This is a genomic window from Litorivivens lipolytica, from assembly GCF_014191715.1.
Taxonomy (GTDB): Bacteria; Pseudomonadota; Gammaproteobacteria; order Pseudomonadales; family Spongiibacteraceae; genus Litorivivens; species Litorivivens lipolytica.
The window spans coordinates 363594-383003 of the sequence record NZ_JACHWY010000003.1 but is presented as its reverse complement, the minus strand read 5'-3'; the positions used below and the strand labels follow the sequence as shown (position 1 = coordinate 383003).

The 19410-nt window shown below is 58.1% G+C and carries 17 protein-coding genes; 7 read left to right on the top strand and 10 right to left on the bottom strand.

The genetic code is table 11. The features are described from left to right. Nucleotides 1-13: 13 nt before the first annotated feature. From FHR99_RS13995 to FHR99_RS13985, 3 genes are all read right to left on the bottom strand, one after another. Nucleotides 14-496, bottom strand: coding sequence for an FKBP-type peptidyl-prolyl cis-trans isomerase (locus FHR99_RS13995; protein ID WP_183411330.1), 483 nt, complete (start codon nt 494-496; stop codon nt 14-16). 285 nt (nt 497-781) lie between these two features. Continuing rightward, complete coding sequence (locus FHR99_RS13990; protein WP_183411329.1) at nt 782-1030, bottom strand: hypothetical protein; 249 nt, start codon at nt 1028-1030, stop codon at nt 782-784. Between the two features lie 147 nt (nt 1031-1177). After that, on the bottom strand, nt 1178-1432 hold the full coding sequence (locus FHR99_RS13985) for a hypothetical protein (protein ID WP_183411328.1): 255 nt from the start codon (nt 1430-1432) through the stop codon (nt 1178-1180). Between the two features lie 165 nt (nt 1433-1597). Here FHR99_RS13985 and parC point away from each other — a divergent pair, with 165 nt between their 5' ends. Further along, entirely contained in the window at nt 1598-3850 is a 2253-nt protein-coding gene (gene parC, locus FHR99_RS13980; RefSeq protein ID WP_183411327.1) for a DNA topoisomerase IV subunit A, read from the top strand. Between the two features lie 28 nt (nt 3851-3878). Here parC and FHR99_RS13975 read toward each other — a convergent pair whose 3' ends face one another. Continuing rightward, complete coding sequence (locus FHR99_RS13975; RefSeq protein ID WP_183411326.1) at nt 3879-5078, bottom strand: hypothetical protein; 1200 nt, start codon at nt 5076-5078, stop codon at nt 3879-3881. A gap of 142 nt (nt 5079-5220) precedes the next feature. Here FHR99_RS13975 and serB point away from each other — a divergent pair, with 142 nt between their 5' ends. After that, nucleotides 5221-6435: a phosphoserine phosphatase SerB gene (gene serB, locus FHR99_RS13970; protein WP_183411325.1), complete on the top strand. Its 1215-nt coding sequence runs from the start codon at nt 5221-5223 to the stop codon at nt 6433-6435. A 21-nt stretch (nt 6436-6456) separates the two neighbouring features. On the opposite strand, the gene FHR99_RS13965 is transcribed toward serB, so the two are convergent. The 3 genes from FHR99_RS13965 to epmB all read right to left on the bottom strand — a co-directional run bounded on the left by FHR99_RS13965 (nt 6457) and on the right by epmB (nt 11622). Continuing rightward, the gene (locus FHR99_RS13965) at nt 6457-8481 is read right to left on the bottom strand and encodes an EAL domain-containing protein (RefSeq protein WP_183411324.1); all 2025 of its coding nucleotides are present in this window, start codon (nt 8479-8481) and stop codon (nt 6457-6459) included. 166 nt (nt 8482-8647) lie between these two features. Beyond that, a complete protein-coding gene (locus tag FHR99_RS13960) occupies nt 8648-10495 on the bottom strand; it encodes a hypothetical protein (protein ID WP_183411323.1) in 1848 nt (615 codons plus the stop codon). Between the two features lie 50 nt (nt 10496-10545). After that, complete coding sequence (gene epmB / locus FHR99_RS13955) at nt 10546-11622, bottom strand: EF-P beta-lysylation protein EpmB (protein ID WP_183411322.1); 1077 nt, start codon at nt 11620-11622, stop codon at nt 10546-10548. 38 nt (nt 11623-11660) lie between these two features. Between epmB and efp the strand changes: the two genes are divergently transcribed. Beyond that, on the top strand, nt 11661-12230 hold the full coding sequence (efp, locus tag FHR99_RS13950) for an elongation factor P (RefSeq protein ID WP_183411321.1): 570 nt from the start codon (nt 11661-11663) through the stop codon (nt 12228-12230). Then, on the top strand, nt 12227-13177 hold the full coding sequence (gene epmA, locus FHR99_RS13945) for an EF-P lysine aminoacylase EpmA (RefSeq protein ID WP_183411320.1): 951 nt from the start codon (nt 12227-12229) through the stop codon (nt 13175-13177). The genes efp and epmA overlap by 4 nt, the downstream gene beginning before the upstream one ends. A 23-nt stretch (nt 13178-13200) precedes the next feature. Here epmA and asd read toward each other — a convergent pair whose 3' ends face one another. From asd to rsgA, 3 genes are all read right to left on the bottom strand, one after another. Beyond that, nucleotides 13201-14049, bottom strand: coding sequence for an archaetidylserine decarboxylase (asd, locus tag FHR99_RS13940; protein WP_183411319.1), 849 nt, complete (start codon nt 14047-14049; stop codon nt 13201-13203). Between the two features lie 64 nt (nt 14050-14113). After that, the gene (locus tag FHR99_RS13935) at nt 14114-14938 is read right to left on the bottom strand and encodes a sulfurtransferase (protein WP_183411318.1); all 825 of its coding nucleotides are present in this window, start codon (nt 14936-14938) and stop codon (nt 14114-14116) included. Between the two features lie 70 nt (nt 14939-15008). Next, complete coding sequence (gene rsgA, locus FHR99_RS13930; RefSeq protein WP_183411317.1) at nt 15009-15992, bottom strand: small ribosomal subunit biogenesis GTPase RsgA; 984 nt, start codon at nt 15990-15992, stop codon at nt 15009-15011. Nucleotides 15993-16075: 83 nt separating this feature from the next. Between rsgA and orn the strand changes: the two genes are divergently transcribed. The 3 genes from orn (at nt 16076) to FHR99_RS13915 (ending at nt 19404) form a co-directional block, all read left to right on the top strand. Beyond that, nucleotides 16076-16621, top strand: coding sequence for an oligoribonuclease (gene orn / locus FHR99_RS13925; RefSeq protein WP_183411316.1), 546 nt, complete (start codon nt 16076-16078; stop codon nt 16619-16621). A gap of 335 nt (nt 16622-16956) precedes the next feature. After that, nucleotides 16957-17241: a hypothetical protein gene (locus tag FHR99_RS13920; RefSeq protein ID WP_183411315.1), complete on the top strand. Its 285-nt coding sequence runs from the start codon at nt 16957-16959 to the stop codon at nt 17239-17241. Nucleotides 17242-17277: 36 nt separating this feature from the next. After that, the gene (locus FHR99_RS13915; RefSeq protein WP_183411314.1) at nt 17278-19404 is read left to right on the top strand and encodes a TonB-dependent receptor family protein; all 2127 of its coding nucleotides are present in this window, start codon (nt 17278-17280) and stop codon (nt 19402-19404) included. The last annotated feature ends 6 nt before the right edge of the window (nt 19405-19410 follow it).

The window sequence follows — 19410 nt, the reverse complement described above, 5'->3', positions numbered from 1 at the left end:
TGACCTCGTCGGCTCAGTGCTGATGGCCGCCCGGCCCATGAGCGTGGCCGTGAGCAATTTCCTCCGCGCTGGCCTCGCGGATATCCACAATCTCAATGGCAAAGCTCAGGCTCTTGCCCGCCAGTGGATGATTGGTATCCACGTCCACTGAAAACTTGCCCACTTTGATAACGGTGGCCTGCTGTATACCCTTGTCATCGCGAAAGCGCACAATCTGTCCCGGTTTCATTTTTCCCTCGTGCTTGAGGTACTTGGCGGGAATGCGCTGTACGCGGCCTTCCTGACGTTCGCCGTAGGCCTGTGCGGCGCTCAGATCAACGGTCGTACTGTCGCCAACGCCGAGCCCGGCCAAGGCCTTTTCCAGTGCGGGCAGAATATTGCGGGCGCCGTGCAGGTAGAGTGACGGTTCGCCGTTGTAGCTGTTTTCCAGTTCGGCGCCGCCCTGCTCACTCAATCGGTAGTGAAAGGACACAACGCGGTTTTTCTCGATTTTCATCAAACATTCCTCGGCGGGTGGCACGTCCGCAGGCGCTACGGTGGGCAGGCGCGTATACTAATCGCTGCCTGGGTGGCAGGGAAAGAGGTTTATGGGTGATGTGCTTGAGTTCCGGCCGGGCCGGAAAAAACCGGGTTCGGGAAAAACCACGCTATGCCGGGAAGGGCATCATCGGTGGAAGGTGGAAACGAAAAACCGGTTTGATGTGAAGCAGGGGAAATTGGTGACGGTGTATCGCTGTGAGCGCTGTGGAAAATCGAAAACCACAGCGCATTGAGGTAGATATCAGTCGTGTTTGATTTGACGGCTGATGCTGTTGAGAATTTCGGCCAAGGCCTCTGGGCCGTCAACGCTGTTTAGAATCGTTGCGATGTCGCGCATGTGCTCGACCAGCACCTTTTTGATGGGTAGACCATGCTCGCGAGCGGCATCGCGGACCAGAATAAAGGCTTCGGTGCTGATTTCGTCGATTACTTCCTGTCGGGACGTTTCCCGGTATTCCTGCAGTTGTACAATTTTGATGGGCGTGCGCATGGCTGACTCCCTTTAAGGGTGTAGTAATCGAATGTCTGAAAGTGTGTCTTAACTATAAGTCTTGAGGAACTGTTTGAAACTAAGGGAAAGTGCTTGCCGTATACGTACTTTCCGCAGTAAGGCCTTCACCTCACTGCGGAGTCCGCGTCAGGCGTTTGTGCCGTCGATTTGCTGGGCAATCTCGTTCAGCACGCGGGCAGATTCTTCCTGGCCTTCTACCGCTTTGATGACAAGCGCGATGCCGAGCAGGTGTTCCATTAGCACATCGCGCATGGGCAACTTGTTTTCCTGCGCTTGCTCGCGTAGAAACATAAAGGCTTGCGCACTGATATCATCAAGAGCAGCTTGCTGAGTTGCTGTCTGATGTTGTTTCAGGCTGACAACATTTCCGTTTTTCTGCATCATCTGCACCCCCCAAGGGTGATCTATTCAGCGTTAACTTGCAGGCTCAGTATAGGGGCGAGGTTGGCGGCAGAAACTAGGTAAATACCCGTAACACATGGGAAAATATTAATAAATGGCCGCTGAAATACGTGCCGGTCACTAGCCACAATCTGGATATAACTGATGGAAAATCAAACAACTATTGCCAACGATGGTGTCGAACAGCTGCCATTGAAGGCCTATACGGAGAAGGCGTATCTGGATTATTCCATGTACGTCATTCTGGACCGTGCGCTACCCAATATCGCCGACGGTTTGAAGCCGGTGCAGCGCCGTATTGTCTACGCCATGAGCGAGTTGGGCTTGAAGGCGACAGCCAAGTTCAAAAAGTCGGCGCGTACCGTCGGTGACGTTATTGGTAAGTTTCACCCCCACGGCGATTCGGCCGCGTATGAAGCCATGGTGCTCATGGCCCAGAACTTCTCCTACCGCTACCCGCTGGTGGATGGTCAGGGCAACTGGGGGTCGCCGGATGATCCGAAATCCTTCGCGGCCATGCGCTATACCGAATCGCGTCTTACGGCCTACGCCGATGTGCTGCTGTCAGAGTTGGGGCAGGGCACCGTGGACTGGGTGCCGAACTTTGACGGCACGATGGATGAGCCTTCGGTCCTGCCTGCACGCGTACCCAACGTGCTGCTCAACGGCACCACCGGTATTGCAGTTGGCATGGCGACAGACATTCCGCCGCATAATCTGCGGGAAGTGGTAAACGCCACCATTGCCTTGCTCGACAACAGCAAGGCCTCCGTCGCAGATCTGTGCGAGCATATTCAGGGGCCGGATTTCCCCACCGGCGCCGAGTTGATTACGCCGCGCGCCGACATTCAGAAGATGTACGAGACGGGCCGCGGTAGCCTGCGAATGCGCGCTACATGGCACAAGGAAGACGGCGATGTCATCGTAACGGCTTTGCCCTACCAGGCTTCGGGCTCAAAAGTGCTCGAGCAAATTGCCCAGCAGATGCAGGCGAAAAAACTGCCGATGGTGGCGGACTTGCGTGACGAGTCCGATCACGAAAATCCGACGCGCCTGTTGATTGTGCCGCGCTCCAACCGGGTGGACGTCGAGGCGATGATGAATCACCTGTTCGCCACCACCGATCTCGAAAAAACCTATCGGGTTAATCTCAATGTGATCGGCATTGACGGCCGGCCACAGGTCAAATCTCTGACCGGCATGCTGGGCGAGTGGCTGGAGTTTCGCACCGAAACCACCCGTCGTCGCTTGCAGTATCGCCTGGATAAAGTGCTTGCCCGGCTTCATATTCTGGAAGGCTTGCTGATTGCCTACCTCAATATTGATGAGGTCATTGCGATTATCCGCACTGAGGACAAGCCCAAGCCGGTGTTGATGGAGCGTTTTGGACTTAGCGATACCCAGGCTGAAGCCATCCTCGAACTGAAATTGCGGCACTTGGCCAAACTCGAAGAAATGAAGATTAGGGGCGAGCAGGACGAGCTGGCCGCCGAGCGCGACAACCTGGAAGCCACTTTGGGCTCGCCGCGCAAAATGAAAAACCTGATCCGCAAGGAGCTGAAAGAAGTCGCCGAGCAATATGGTGATGATCGCCGTTCACCACTGGTTGAGCGTACCGATGCCAAGGCCTTCTCGGAAGAAGAGCTGATGAGTGTTGATCCGGTCACGGTCGTGCTGTCTGAAAAGGGCTGGATTCGCGCCGCCAAGGGGCACGATGTCGACGCCGAAGCGCTCAGCTATAAATCTGGTGACAAGTTCAAACTGGCCGCCAAGGGGCGCAGCAATCAGCCGGTGATCATTTTCGACAACAGCGGCCGCTCATACACGGTGGCGGCTCATACCCTGCCGTCAGCAAGGGGGCAGGGTGAGCCGGTCACCGGCCGTCTGAATGCGCCTTCCGGGGCTGTGTTCAATGGCATGCTGATGGGCAGCGATGATCAGCGCGTACTGCTGGCCTCGGATGCGGGCTACGGTTTTGTGGCCAAGCTGGGTGACCTGCAGAGTAAAAACCGCGCGGGCAAGGCGGTGCTGACGCTGCCGAAAGGGGCTGAGGTATTGAATCCGGTGCCACTCGATGATGCGCATGGTCATGTGGTGGCGGTTACCACCGAGGGCCGGATGTTGGTGTTCCCGTTGGCCGAGTTGCCGGAAATGTCGCGGGGCAAGGGCAACAAGATGATTGGCATTCCGTCGGCGCGGGTAGCGGCGCGTGAGGAGTACGTAGTGGCGGTTGCGGTGATCAACGAGACCGATGTCCTGCGAGTATTCTCCGGCAAGCGCTATCTGAACCTGAAGTTCTCAGAGTTGGAGCACTACTTGGGTGAGCGCGGTCGCCGCGGCCACAAACTGCCACGCGGTTTCCAGAAGGTGGATGGTCTGGTAATCAATCCGGCGTAAGCAATGGCGCGGCGTGAGCCGCGCCCCTTCATTCCCCGCCGTTCAATTGTTCCTCAAGCTTGCGCTGCTGGCGGTCGAGCAGACTCTGAAAGCGCGCTTCAATCTGAATCCCGTTCCCGCTATCGCTGGCCCAGGCGGGCAGTGCTTCCTTGAGATCAAGGGGCAACTGATGGCGAATACCCTTGCCGTCTAGGGCGCTCAGGCTGTCGGCCAATGCCGCCTCGGTAGCTTCCAGTTGCAGCCGGGTGCCGCGATGACGAATCACGCCGAGTGCCGGCCGGGCGCCCAGTTTGGCGTCGAGCTGCAGGATCAGGTGGGCGCAGCACAGGGCGCGCAGCAGCGCGGGGTCGCCGCCCTCGGTCGCGGCAAAGCGAAGGGTCAGGCCATCGCGGCGATAAACCTTCAGTTCGCCGTGGTAAAGCCGACACAGGGCGAGGGCGGTGCTGTGGCTGCGGGTCAATCGGCGTTCCAGCTCAGCGCGGCCCCACTGCTGGGTCAGTCGGGAATAACTGCTCCAATATACTTGCACCACGATCCACTCAACGTCCAGGCTCGCCATCGGTGGCACAGCAACCGGGGGATCACTCAAGGTGCGCAGCAGGTCGCCGAGGCTGTCATTCCCGGCATAGGGGAGTGCTTCGGCCTGTTCGCCCGGGTGTAACAGGTTGGCTCTGGCGCGCTGCAGCAATTGATCGATGCGGCGTCCAAGTCCCAGTGTTAGAGCGGCTGCCAACGCGGCCAGTATCGCGCCGAGAATCAGCAACTGAGCATTGAGATTGAGTTGGGCCGATTCAGCGGCCGCCGGGTCCAGGGCGAGCGTCACGCTTCCTGCGAGGTCATTGCCAATCATTACCGGCGCAGAATAGCGGCGCCACTCGCCGCGATTGCGACCGATCTCAACCAGTACGCCGCCGTCGCTGTCGGTCACGCTCGCGTAGGCCAGCAGAGGGTTGTCGCGGTGTTGGTTGAGCACATTCAGCAGCGCGACCCGATCATTGCGGAGTAGCCCCTGTTGAACCTGAAAAGCCACTTGTTTGACCCACTGGCTGGCGAACACCTGGTGTTGTTCGCTCATCAGCTGGGCGTTGCCGCGGGCACTGGCGAGCAGCAGCAGGCTGCTGTGCAGGCCCAGCACGACAATAATCAATAACGCGCATTTTACCGGCAGCGATAGGCGCAGCAGGCCGCTGAGGGCGCGAGAGAAAAGCTGTGAAATCTGATCAGGCATGTTATCGGCTGTTATTTGGCTGGCGCCAGTATACCGAAGTTGCCGTTCGATGGTGTGAACTGCCCGCTGCCGCTACAATAGCCACCGGAAATTTTTACCGTGCGTTGTCTTGTCGGCGCACTCGGGCTGACAGAGGTTGTGGGTGAACGAAATCATTCTGATCAATATCGCAGGCGATGATCGCGCCGGCGTTACCAGTTCCATCACCAGTATTCTCGGCGCGCACAACGTCAATATTCTGGATATTGGTCAGGCGGTCATTCATGACACGCTGTCGCTGGGCATTCTGATTGAAGTGCCGACCAGCGCCGATTCCTCGTCCGTGCTCAAAGATATTCTGTTCCGCACCCACGAGCTGGGTTTTCAGGTGCGCTTCTCGCCGGTTACCGCAGACAGCTACGGTCAGTGGGTGGCCGGTCAGGGCAAGCAGCGCCATATTCTGACCCTGCTGGCGCGCAAAATCACCGCCGATCATCTGGCCAAGGTGACCGCCATCATTGCCAAGTACGGGCTGAACATCGACCGCATTGATCGCTTGTCCGGTCGGGTACCGCTGGAAGGCGTGAGCGAGCAGACCAAGGCCTCGGTGGAAATGTCGGTGCGCGGCAGTCTTGACGACAAGGCGACCTTCCGCAACTCCATCATGCAGCTGGCCAGTGAGCTGGATATTGATATCGCCTATCAGGAAGACAACATGTATCGACGCACCCGCCGACTGGTGTGTTTCGATATGGATTCGACCCTGATTGAGGCCGAGGTGATCGATGAGCTGGCAGCCGCGGCAGGCGTCGGTGAGCAGGTGGCGGCGATTACCGAATCGGCGATGCGCGGTGAGATTGAATTTGCGGAAAGCTTTCGCCGCCGCGTTGCCTTGCTGGAAGGCCTCGACGCCAGCGTGCTCGACAGTATTGCTCGCAGTCTGCCGCTGACCGAGGGAGCCGAGCGATTGGTGTCTACCTTGAAACAGCTGGGATACAAAACGGCAATTCTGTCCGGTGGCTTTACCTACTTTGGCAATTACCTGAAACACAAACTCGGCATTGACTACGTTTACGCCAACGAGCTCGAGATTGAGCAGGGGCGCGTCACCGGCAAGGTGTCAGGCCGGATTGTAGACGGGGAGCGCAAGGCGGAGCTGCTGCGCGAATTGGCTGAGCGTGAAAGTATTAATCTGGAGCAGGTGATTGCGGTGGGAGACGGCGCTAATGATTTGCCCATGCTCAGCATCGCCGGCCTCGGCATCGCGTTCCGCGCCAAGCCCATCGTTCGCGAAAACGCCAAACAGTCCATCAGCACGCTGGGGCTGGATGGTATTCTCTACCTGCTGGGGATTAGTGATCGCCACACGGAAGACTGATCCTTCCAGGCAGCTTTCTACCTATTCGTCACCGAAGTCGTAATCCAGTTCGGTGCTGGGGGCTTGCACGTAGCTGCCTTGCACATAGTCGGGCTTGAGCTGCCACAGCGTCGCCAGGGTGGCGGCGCTATCCACACCCTGAATCACCGTCTTGCTGCCTACCTCTTGCAGGTTGGTGATTGCCTCTTTCAGGGTTTCGCTGTCTTTGGGGCTGGCGCCCAGCTTGGTGAGTAAGGGGTTGAGTTGGCGAATTACCTGCAGATCATCCCCCCCTGCTGAGTCGGACTTCAGGGCGACGGCGGCGCCGAGCTTGCGCATCTGCTCGCTGAACGCAATGGCTGGTTTGAGCATGCGGGTGGTCGCGGTGGTTTCAAATTGCAGCACCAGTGTCGCGGGCGACAGCTGAGCCGCTTTTAAGGCCACGCCCAGCCAGCTTGGCAGATTGCGGTCGCGGAATACGTTGCAGGTCAGGTTGATGATCAGGCTGACTGGCTTGCCGCCCTGCTTGCTGCGGGTAAGCTGCTTGGTCGCCTCGACAATAATCCAGCGGTCGAGCTCGGTACTCTTGCCCTGACTTTCCAGCGCTCGCAGCAATTGCTCGCCGCTGATTTCGTCGGCTTCCTGATCCTTCAGAGACAGGGTGACTTCATAGTAGTGGCGATCTTCGTCTGCCAGGCTGACCACTGGCTGAAACAGCAGTTGCAGTCGGTTGTCGGCGCGAGCGTCTTCAAACAGCGTCATCGGATCGTTTTTCTGATCCAGTTGCTGGCGAGCCCGCACATAGAGGGCGGCGCCATTGCCCATACCGTTATCACCAGTTTCTTCGCGTATCTGTTCGCAGACGCTTACCAGGTTGTCGAGCAGATCGACTGCTGCTGCAAGTTTGGTTTTGGTGATGGGCAGAATGCCGATACTGAGCGTGTAATTGATACTGAGCTTGTCGACGGTGACGACCCGACCAGCGGCCTCTTTGCAGATTTTTTTAGCCTGTTTCAGAGCGTCGTCGGCGCTTATGTTGTTGAGGATAATCCCGAAAAGATCGCCATCAATACGACCGTAACTGGCCTTGGGGAAGTGAGACATCAACAGCTCGGCAATATCGGCGGCAATCTGGCCGCAGCCGCCGATGCCAACCTCATTGCGCAGCTCTAAATAGCGATCAAGGCTGACCAGCATAAAAGCGCCGTCGCCGCCTCCGCCAAGGCCGTGCGCGGTCACGTCTTCTAGCTGCTGAACAAAGCGCATGGCCGAGGCGAAGCCGGTGGTGTGGTCAATCGCGCCCACGCTACTGCCGGAGGTCTCGCCCGCTTCGTCGCGCAGGGTGATCTGGACGCACTGCTCGCCGTCCACAACCGAGGGCGCAAGCTTCATACCGGTTTCCGCTTCTTCGCCGTCTTGGCGGCACACCGTTACGCTGACGCGCGAGCTTTCGCCATCACTGATGCTGCGCAGGGCGACCTTGAGACGATCCTGATCCTGCTCGGCGATCAGATCGACGATGGGTTGAAAATCCAGATCGTCGGGATCGGCAAAGCCACAGAATTCCGCGAACAGTCGGTTGCTGCTGATAATCATGCCATCCGAGACGTAGGCAATGGCCTCTTCAGACTGCGACAGGATTTGCTCGCTGCGGGTCTCGGCAGCCTTGAGTTCCTGTTCGGTCGCTTTCAGGTTGCGGCGGGTATAGAGCGCCCAGAATTCGCGCAGACAGCTTCGGGAAATGCGCTCTATGCGGTCCGGGGGCAGCACGTCCGCGACTTGGTGGTCCGGCATCAGGCTTTCGCTGTCGCTGAGAACAATCACCGGCAAATCGAGTTGCTGGCTGGCAATGGCGTCGAGGCAGTGGCTCAGCTCAATCGCCGAGCCCTGTTCGTCGAACAGCACCAGATCCGGTTTGTCGTCGCGGATGGCGCTGCCCATGCGGCCCATCTCATCCACCGAGGTGTGTCGGCAGATGTAGCCGAGCTTGTGGAAGGCAGAGGTCAGCGCGGCGGCGCGATTGGCATCGATCCCAAAAAGCAGTGCGGTGAGCGTATTACTATTCATTACAGCTGTTTAGTACTCCATACGTTCGATCGCCGGCCCAAAGTCTTCCGGGTGCCCGGCCGCCGCACTAGTTTACGGTGCTACGATTTGCAGGAAAGCTGTGAAGATTACCATCTTGACGGTGTACCAATGCGGTGATCCGTCGCAATAAGATGGAGATTAACGATTACAGGTCTTTCCAGAGCGTATCGAACTCAGGCTTGTTTTTATGTTGCCCGCTATTGAGCGGGTCCAGTGTCTTGTTGCCCGCCGGGCTAGCCTGGCGGCGCTGATCCGTCTCACTGTTGTCGGCCCTGACCATGGTGGAGAACAGATAGGTTCCCACACCCAGCGTTTGTACCACGCAGGATTGCAGCTTGATCCGGGTGGTCTGTCCCGGTCGCCGCAGCTCGATGGCGTCGCCTTCCCTGAAGGCTGACTTTTGTATCAGAATTCGCTCTGGCAAGCCACTCTCGCGATCCGGTGGCAGCATGAGTGCGCGCTGGTATTCGCCGACCGCCAAGCCGGTGCGAACCAATCTGGCGCTGTAGGTATCGGCCACGCGGGCCAAGACTTCCAGGCCCAGTTGGTGTTCAGTCGCGCTGATTTGTTTAACCCAGCGGATCACGCCCACGCCCCAATTGCGGTCGTTGCGTTCGCGCAGGCCGACCACATCGCCGGTCTGCAGTTTTACCGATTCCTCGGGTGGCCAGTTGATGCAGTAGCCGCGTTCGCTGGCATTGACCATCCGGGCTTTATAGTAGCGATAGTTGCGAGTGCTTGGTGTAGGCGCCTGTTTGCTGCGAGGCTCGAAATCGATGCTTTTCGACAAAAGTGCCGGGGGCGTATAGCCTTTTTGATCCTTGTCGTTCACGTCGTGCTGATTGGCTTCGGCCCACGCATCCCGGTCCGGGTCAAAGCGTTTTCGCAGTCGGAAGTCGCCTTCTTCCACCACCATTTCCGAGGCTTTGCTGCCTTCCTGCATATACTCGCTAAAGGGCTCCTCGCCGGAAGCGAAAAAGTGCGTTGAAAACAAGCCAAGGGAAATCAGCAGCTCGTCGTTGCGATCGACGCGCACCGACTTGCGCTCCTGCATCATGCTCCAGGCCGAGTGCAGGTGCTGTAGCAGGGTGGGGGTCAGCTCTTCGGCGGCGGGCTTGGACTGCTCGTTGGCCGCTGTCAGTTGATGCTCCAGTGCTTTGCACAAGGCTTTGGCATCAATACCCAGCCAGCCGCTGGTGTCCTCGCACAGCTCGCGGTAGACCGGCGGCGCATCGCGGGTGGGCTTGAACAGGAAAACGCACTGCTCAAACTGGTCGCCGCGCACCCTGGCGTTCTGAGACCACTGGCTCAATGCGGTGAATACGTCGGCCTGGCTGGTTTGTCTGAGCTGGTGCGGGCGGGCGGTAAACAACAGCATCGGGCGCAGGTAACACTGCTCCAGTGTGCCGTTGCCCCAGAGTTCGTCGTCGACTTTTTCCCGCGAGATTTTATGCTTTAACGCCTGATAGAACAGCTCGTGGATGGTTTTCCAAAAGCCCGGCTCTTCATTGCGGTAGAGCTGAAAATTTCTCAGCAGAACCAGGCTGTGTTCGGTGATGGCCCGGTGGAAGGCCATGGCCAGCTGGTCCTTTGGCCGGCGCAGGCGATGCATGGACAGAAACTGGTTCGCGCAGAGGCTGTAACCAATGGCCATTTGTTTGTTCAGGGTGTCGGCCAGTTGAGCGACCTTACGTGAACGTTCCGGCAATATCACCGGCTGGTTTAGAAAGTGTTTTTCCAGCCCGCGATTGGCGACATGGGCTAAATGGCGGATTTGCTCGAGAATCAGCAGGCGATCCTTGGGGCTGCACTTGACCTTGTTCAATTCCACCAATGCCAGATAAAGCTGGCGGGTGGTTTCGCCGAGATTGGCGCTCGGCAGCGTGCGCAGCCAATCCGCGACCGCATCCGGGTGCAGGTCGAACAGGCTGTGACGTTCCAGACTCTGCCGGGGCAGAGGAATGTGAATTTCCGTGTAGTTTGCCGCGCTCATGGCAATATCCCGCCCGAGTGCCTTCTCGGGTCTAATAATGGTCTGTTTCCTCACTGGCTTCCCGCGGGGGTGGCCTGGACAAGAGGTGCCTTGTAAACAATATTGGGGTCTTCCCGTACCAGTCTAGGTACCAAATACCCGGGCAGCTGCTCCATCAAACGGGTGTGCAGCTGACGTGCCTGCTCGTCGGTTAGCTCAAAGTGTGCAGCTCCCTCTACTCGGTCAAGCTGATGCAGATAGTAGGGCAATACGCCGACATTAAAAAGCCCTCGACTCAGCGCTGACAGGGCCTCGGCGTTGTCATTGACGCCGCTAAGCAAAACCGTTTGATTGAGCAGGGTAACACCGAGCGCTCGCAATTTGCCAAGGGATCGCGCCAGCGCCTCTCCCAATTCTGCCGGGTGATTGCAATGAATAACAAAAACTACTTTCTTATCAATTGCTTGGAGGGTGTCGCATAGTTCGGGCGAAATCCGGTCGGGCAGCACCACCGGCAGCCGGGTGTGAAAGCGCAGCGTGGTGACATGGTCAATGGCGTTGATGGCGCCCACCAGCTCGGCCAGTCGCCGGTCGTTGAGTGCCAGCGGGTCGCCGCCGCTGAGAATGACTTCGGTGATATCCGGCCGTTGGCGTATATAGTCCAGCGCCTTATCCCAGTCCGCCCGGGAGGGAGTGTTGTCTTCGTAGGGAAAGTGGCGGCGAAAACAGTAGCGGCAATGCACGGCGCAGGCCGGGCTGGCAATCAGCAGCACCCGGCCGTGATATTTGTGGATCAGGCCCGGCACCGGGTTGGTATCGCGCTCCTTGAGCGGATCCTGGCTGAAACCTGGGGCCTGCTCGCTCTCCCGCGCCAGCGGCAAAACTTGCAGTAATAGCGGGTCAAACCAGTTGCCGGGTTGCATCAGGTCGATAAAGGCCTGGGGAACGCGCAATGGAAAGGCCGAGCGCGCTTCCAGCGGGTAGGGAGCCTCGGCCGGATCGAGCCCGAGCGCCGCCAGCAGGGCCGGCACCTCGCGACAGGCGCCGGCCAGCTGTTGCTGCCAGGAGTCAGTCGCTGCGCTGTCAGTAGGCCGGTCTTTTAACAGCCCTTCCTTTAACTGCCATTGTGGCTGGCTAAGCGGTATCATTGGCGCCTTTCGAATGTATCGTGTTTTTGAGGAAAGTTATGGCCACCTATTCTACCAACGAATTCCGCTCCGGGCTGAAAGTCATGTTGGAAGGCGACCCCTGCTCCATTCTGGACAACGAATTTGTCAAACCGGGTAAGGGCCAGGCCTTTAACCGGGTGAAGTTGCGCAATCTGAAAACCGGTCGCGTTTGGGAGCGCACCTTTAAATCCGGCGAATCGCTGGAAGGTGCCGACGTGATGGATACCGAGATGGAATACCTCTACAACGACGGTGAGTTCTATCATTTCATGGAGCCGGACACCTTCGACCAGCATCAGGCCGACGCCGCTACCGTGGGCGATGCCGCCCAGTGGCTGAAAGAGCAGGACATGGCCACCGTGACGCTCTACAACGGCGCCCCGCTGGCGGTGGCTCCGGCGAACTTTGTCGAGCTGGAAATTGTTGAGACCGACCCCGGCCTGAAAGGCGATACTGCCCAAGGCGGCACCAAGCCCGCCAAGCTGAGCACCGGCGCAGTGGTCAAAGTACCTCTGTTCCTGAGCGAAGGCGAGGTGGTTCGCGTGGATACCCGTACCGGCGAGTACCAGAACCGCGTTAAATCTTGAGTCAGTCTGACTGGCAACCCACCGCAGCGCTCTCCGCGCTGCGGGCTCGCGCCGAGCTGCTCGCGACGGTGCGTGAATTTTTCAAGCAGCGGGGCGTGCTCGAAGTCGAGACTCCGCTGCTGGCCTCAGCTCCGGTCACCGATCCGGCCATCGAAGCCTTCTCTCTCGCTCACGCCGAGCGTTATCTGCAAACCTCTCCCGAATACGCCATGAAGCGCCTGCTGGCGGCAGGCAGTGGCCCGATTTATCAGCTCTGCAAAGCCTTCAGGCAAGGCGAAAGCGGTCGGCGTCACAATCCGGAATTCTCCATGCTGGAATGGTATCGCCCAGGTTTTTCGCTGGATGATTTGATGGCGGAGGTGGGTGAGCTGCTGTGTGCCGTGCTGGGTGAGCGCCCGGTGCAGCGCTATGACTTTGCGGCATTGTTTGAGCGCGAGTTCGCCCTTGATCTGTTTGCCGTGGAGGCGACTGAATTAGGGGCGCTTGCTGAACAGCGCCACGGGATTCCAGCAGCTTCACTGGATCGGGACGAGGCGATCAATCTCTTATTCAGTCACGATATCGAGCCGAAGCTCGGCCGCGGCGAGTACAGTCTGGTTTGCAACTTTCCCCCCTCGCAGGCTGCCTTGGCAAAACGCGGGCGCGATGCGCAGGGGCGAGAGGTCGCCGTGCGTTTTGAAGCTTTTGTTGAGGGAATAGAGCTGGCCAACGGTTACGACGAATTGCTGGATGCCAGTGAGTTGAAGTCCAGATTTGAATCGGATTTGAAACTGCGCCAAGAGCGGGGTCAGGTGTGCCCGCCAATGGATGAAAAGCTGCTAGCGGCGATGGCTCACGGTCTGCCCGCGTGTGCCGGTGTGGCGATGGGCTTTGATCGCTTGCTGATGTTGCAGTTGGGGGCAGAGAATCTGGCGGAGGTCTTGGCCTTTCCGACAGCGCGGGCCTGAATCAGACCCGCGCGCTTAAAAAATCAGGACAGGGTCGCCAGTGCTTCGCCCATCCGGGTTGGGGTGCCCGCATCAAAGCCCGGCAGCCATTCCATCACTTCGTCACCAAACAGCAGGATCACAGTAGAACCGAGTTTAAAGCGGCCCATTTCCTCGCCTTTTTTCAGTTCGATGGTCTGTTGTTGGTCAAAGCGACGGGTCTGCACAGTTTTTGGAGGCGGCGCTACCTGACCGGCCCACACGGTTTCGATACCGGCTACGATCATGGCGCCTACCAGAATCACCGCCATCGGCCCGGCCGCGGTTTCAAAAAGGCACACCAAACGCTCATTGCGGGCAAACAGCTTGTCGACGTTTTCGGCAGTAGTCTGGTTAACCGAGAACAGCTGCCCCGGAATGTAGTGGCTGGCAATCAGCTTGCCGTCCATTGGCATATGTACCCGATGGTAATCCTTGGGTGACAGGTAGACGGTAGCAAAGCGGCCGTTTTTAAAAGGCAGGGCGTCTTCGTTGTTGCCGCCGAGCAGGGTGTACAGGCTATAGTCGTGACCTTTGGCCTGAAAAATTCGGCCCTCTTCAATCTTGCCTAGCTGGCTGATAGCGCCGTCGGCGGGGCAGGCAATTTCCTTTTCACCGCTGCAGATGCTGCGGGCGTCGGCTTTCAGGGCGCGGGTAAAAAACTCGTTAAAGTTGCGATAAACCCGCGGATCTTCTTCTTCGGCTTCCGACATGTCGACGCCGTAGTGCTTGATAAAGCGCTCGATCAGCAGGTTTTTCAGCCAGAAAGTGCGCGCCTCTGCCAGATGGCCGACCAGCCGGGAAATCAGGTGCTGGGGCAGCAGGTACTGCACAATGATGAACAGGGTATTCAATGCCTTCGTCCTTTTATTTGAGTGTATGAGTGCTCTTTGTATTCACGTCATTGCGCGCGAAGCTTTAAGGCTTATTGCCCGTGTTGATCGGGGTGTCTTCGCGGTTGCCCCACTCCGACCAGGAGCCGTGATAGCCCTTGATCTTGTCGTAGCCCAGAATTTTCATCGCCAGATAACTCAGCCCGGACCGGTGGTGGGTCTGGCAATGAGTGATCACGGTCTTGTCTTTGGTCAGTCCCAACTCGTTCAGGCGTTGCTGCAGGGCTTCAAGGTCTACCAGTCGCAATTGGCGCTCGCGATCCATCAGCTCCAGCCAGTCGATATTTACGGCGCCCGGAATATGACCGCCGCGCTGGGCCACCACTTTCTCGCCCCGGTATTCCTCGGGTGAACGGGCATCCCAGATCGCCTGATCCTCATCGTCGATTGCGTCGAGCACATCCACTGCCTCGGCGATCACGTCTTCATGCCATTCACCGCTGAAATTGCTGGGCACGGTGGTGGGCAGTTCCGTGGTAACCGGCAAGCCAGCCGCGAGCCAGGCATGCAGGCCGCCGTTTAGATAGCTGTACTTGCTGTGGCCGAGGACATCCAGCGTCCAGATCAGGCGCCCGGCCCAGCCGCCGCCTTCATCGTCGTAAACCACCACGTGCTTGTCGGCATTCAGGCCTGCCGCCGAGAATAGCGCATCGAGTCGCTTCTTTTCGGGAATCTTGCCCACGGCGGGTTTTGTGCCCGCCTGCAGCTCGGCCGGAGGAATGTAGATCGCACCGGGAATATGGTGGGTGCGGTAATTGTCGGCGGAGCAGGTGTCGATAATCAGCAGCTCTTCGCTGCCCAGCGCTTCCGCCAGCTGTTCGGGTTCAATCAGCAGTTCCAGATCTGCCATGACAATCCTCCTGTGTAGACGGCGCATTCTACCTGTGTTGACCGCCCGCGTCAGGCAGAGCCCGCGCCGTTCAGCCTTCGATTTCGGCAATAATTTGCCGATAACTCTGCAGCCGCGTTTCGCTGATCTCGCCGCGTTCATAAGCGGCGCGCAAGCCGCAGTCGGGCTCGCTCTCATGGCGACAGTCGCGAAAACGGCATTGATCAATATAGGGCTGAAATTCGCGAAAGCCGCGCTCGACCGCTGCGCGATCCAGATTCTGCACGCCGAATTCGCGAATCCCCGGCGAGTCAATCAAATCGCCGCCGTCCGGAAAGTGAAACAGGCGGGCGGTGGTAGTGGTGTGCCGGCCCTTGTCGGCGGCATGCGACAGTTCACCCACCGCGGTATTGGCTTCCGGCAGCAGCGCATTGACCAGCGAGGATTTGCCCACGCCGGATTGGCCCACAAAAATACTGATGGCGCCGCTCAGGCTTGCTTTGAGTTCGTCCAGGCCATCGCCGCTTTTGCTGGATGCCCGCAACAGGGAATAACCGGTGGCGTCATAGTTTTTCAGCATCGCCTCGGTGGCCTCATCGAGTGGGATATCGGATTTGTTCTGCACGATAACTGCCTTTAAACCGTGGGCTTCGGCGGCCACCAGATAGCGGTCAATCAGATTGGCGTAGGCTGGCGGTTGGGCGGCCACCACAATCAGCATCTGATCAATATTGGCGGCAATGGATTTGGGCTGGCCGTTAAAATCTGGTCGACTAAGTAGTGAGCGGCGCTCTTCGATGGCGACAATCACGCCTACCTCATCACCCGCTTGCCAGATCACCCGGTCTCCAGCGACGGGGTTTTCGAGGTTGGCGCGCAGGTGGCAGCGGGTCAGGGTGCCGTCTTCGCTTTCCACATTGACCTGGCGGCCGAAGCTTTCAATAACCTGGCCGACTTGCTCCGGGCCAAGCGAATCGCTGTCGATAACGTCCGCGTCGCGGGCACGCTGGGAGCGCTGGCGGTGCTTAGCCTGAATTCTGCGCTGCTGTTGTTTATTGATTTTGCGTTTTGCCATGCGTCCGCCGGACTGGGAGTTAGCGTTATTATCGCGCAGGGCTTTTGCTACAATCCAGCCTGACGAAAAACAATGGTGGCACTATGGCAAACGAAGACAACCTAATCTGGATCGATCTGGAAATGACCGGGCTCGATACGATCAATGACCACATTATCGAGATTGCGACCATTGTTACCGACGCCGAGCTCAATACCCTCGCCGAAGGTCCGGTTGTCGCCATTCATCAGCCCGACTCGGTGCTCGATGGCATGGATGAGTGGAATACCCGCCAGCACGGCAAGTCCGGCCTCACCGAGCGAGTGCGCAACAGTCAGTACAGCCTGCGCGACGCCGAAGAAATGACGATTTCCTTTCTGAAAAACTACGTGCCCGAGGGTGCCTCGCCCATGTGCGGCAATAGCATCTGTCAGGATCGCCGCTTTATGGCCCGCGAGATGCCGCGTCTGGAAGCCTATTTTCACTACCGCAATCTGGATGTCTCCACCGTGAAAGAGCTGGCCCGTCGCTGGCGGCCTGAAGTGCTTGAAGGGGTGAAAAAAGACGGCTCTCATTTGGCGCTGGATGATATTCGCGATTCTATTAATGAGTTGCGGCATTATCGTGAGCATTTTATTCGCTTGGATTGATGTTTGGTTGGGTGCCACTAGCTCGGTCGGGAGGGGTAGAACCTTTCGAATCGGGCATCGGCCAGCTGAAAAGACCAGCGCTGCGGAACTCGCTGAAAAGCGCTCAGACAGTCCTCGTCTCTTTTGTCGGTAAATTTTTGGCTCTGGCCTTTTCAGCTGGCCGAAACATGCCCTGACTGATTCGAAAGGTCCTCCCCCTCCCGCCCTCTTACGGAGGTATGTATCCCTCCCGTCATTGCGAGCATAGCGAAGCAATCTTTCTATTAATGGCGCGGGATTCGGGAGATTGCTTCACTCTGTTCGCAATGACGGGTATTGGCAGAAGAGTAGGTCCGGTGGCTGGGGGCTCTGCCCAGACCAGTCAGGCCGCGTTTAAGCCTTCCCAAAACCGTCTTGTGTTTCGCGAGGACTGTCTGAGCGCGCAGCGCGAGTTCCGCAGCGACAAGGCGGTTTTGGGAAGGCTTGCGGGCGGTCTGGGTAGAGTCACCAGTCGCCGGACCGGGGCCGACACTCCGAACCCTCCCTATCCAGAACCCATGCCCGGCAAGCCCAGCCTGCGACGCTATGCCGCATTTTCCAAGGCAAGAAAATCCGTAAGATGCACCGCCATCATGGTATGAGTCCGGGCCTTACGTTCCGGCAATGCAGGAATGGCAATGGTCCTTAGAAAAAGCATCTTCGGTTTGGCAGTTCTCGCCGCCTCACAAATATCCGTGGCACAAGGTCTGGGGCAGCGAACCAACGCTATCGAAGAAGTCGTAGTCTCAGGTGTAGCGGGCAGTGGTAGTCGCACCGCCCCCAGCCTGCAGGAAGCCCGCGCCGAACTGGAGCGCATCCCCGGTGGTATCGGCTTTGTGGAATCCAGCGATTTTCTGGATGACTTTGCCCAAAGCCTGGGCGACACCCTCGTCTTCACCCCCGGTATTTTTGCTGACACTTCTGCGCAGCGCGAAAACCGCATCTCTTTGCGCGGTTCCGGTCTGAACTCCAGTTACGAGCGCCGTGGTCTGACCGTCCTGCGCGATGGTGTGCCCATCACTCGCGCCAGTGGCTCTACCGAGTTTCAAGAAATGGACCCCTTGTCTGTTCACTATCTGGAAGTCTACAAAGGTGCCAATGGCCTCCGTTATGGGGCTGCCTCATTGGGTGGCGCAGTCAATATCGTCACTGCCACCGGTCGCACGGTTGAACCCGGTGCCAGCCTGCGCGTTGAAGCCGGCAGTGACGATACCCGCCGCAGCAACCTGAGTTTGGCCGCCGCCGGTGAACAGGTAGACGGCTACCTGACCGTGACCCGCCTGAACAGCGATGGTTATCGCGAGCACAGCGAGGTCGACAGCGAATACCTGTTCGGCAATATTGGCGTGCAACTGAGCGATGCGCTGGAAAGCCGTTTTTACTTCACCGCCCTGCGTGACACCTTTGAGTTGGCGGGCAGCCTGTCGCGGGAAACCGCGCTGGAAGACCGCGAAGCCACCGCCTCGCCCGTCATTATTGGCCCCTTCTTTCCCGGTGGTCCGGTCACGGTGCTCGATCCCGGCCCTGTGGCCGATGACTGGGATCGCAATCTTGAAGTGGTGCGCTTTGCCAATCGCACGGTCTACCGTTTTGAAAATGTCCAATTGGATGCGGGCGCCTGGTACAGCTATCGCGGACTGGATCACGCCATCACCCGCTTTGCGGGCATTATTGACCACGAAGAAACCGAGTGGGGCGTATTTTCCGAATTGTCCGGTACTTCACAGTTGGCGAATCTGCCGCTGGATTGGGTCGTTGGCGCGCGCCACAACCGAGGCGATAACGACGCTAAAACCTTCGAGAACAATAGCGGTCGTGAGGGTGCGCTGCGTACCCGTCAGGATCAGGAATCCCGCAACACGGTGGTATACAGTCAGGCCGACCTGAGAGTGCGCGATGATCTGTCGGTTGTTGCTGCACTGCAATATCTGCGTTCCACTCGCGATAACGACGCGGTTCTGAATGCAACGGCCGGTGAGGTGGATCACAGACAGTTCAATCCGCGTTTGGGCTTGCTCTGGGATGCGGCGGATGACGTTCAGGTTTTTGTCAATGCCAGTCGTGGCTTTGAGCCGCCCTCGATGACGGATCTAACCTCCGGTGGTGCTCTGCCCTTTACCGAACTTAGCGCTCAGCGTGCGTGGACACTGGAAGTCGGCACGCGCGGCCAGCGCGGTCCTCTGTCCTGGGATGTGGCGATTTATCGCAGCTGGCTCAATAACGAAATGCTGGATTTTGGCGCACCCGGTGCGCGAGGTTTTGTGTCCTTTACCGATAACGCGGAAGACACAATTCACCAAGGGCTTGAAGCCGGTTGGGACGTGGCCATCGCACGTGATGCGTTGGAGCGTCAGGGGCTGGCCCTGACCTGGCGCAATGCGCTGACGGTTAACGATTTCTATTTTGATGATGACGATACTTACAGTCACAACAAACTGGCCGGTGTGCCGGATGTGCTCTACGTGTCCGAGCTGCGTCTGAGTCATGCGCGCTGGTATGCGGGTGTGAGTGTGCGCCGGGTGCCAAGCGGCCCCTACGTGGATTTTGCCAACACCGAGCGTACACCGGGATACACCCTGCTGGGTCTGAATCTGGGTTGGCAAGTATCCGAATCCATTTCGCTGTTTGCGTCAGCAGAGAATCTGGAAGACGAGCATTACATTGCCAATATCACCACCGTGGCAGATCAGTCTCAGGAGAATTCCAACATCTATACCCCCGGTCAGGGCCGCGCATTTTTCGCCGGTATCAGCCTGAGTTATTGATGCCTG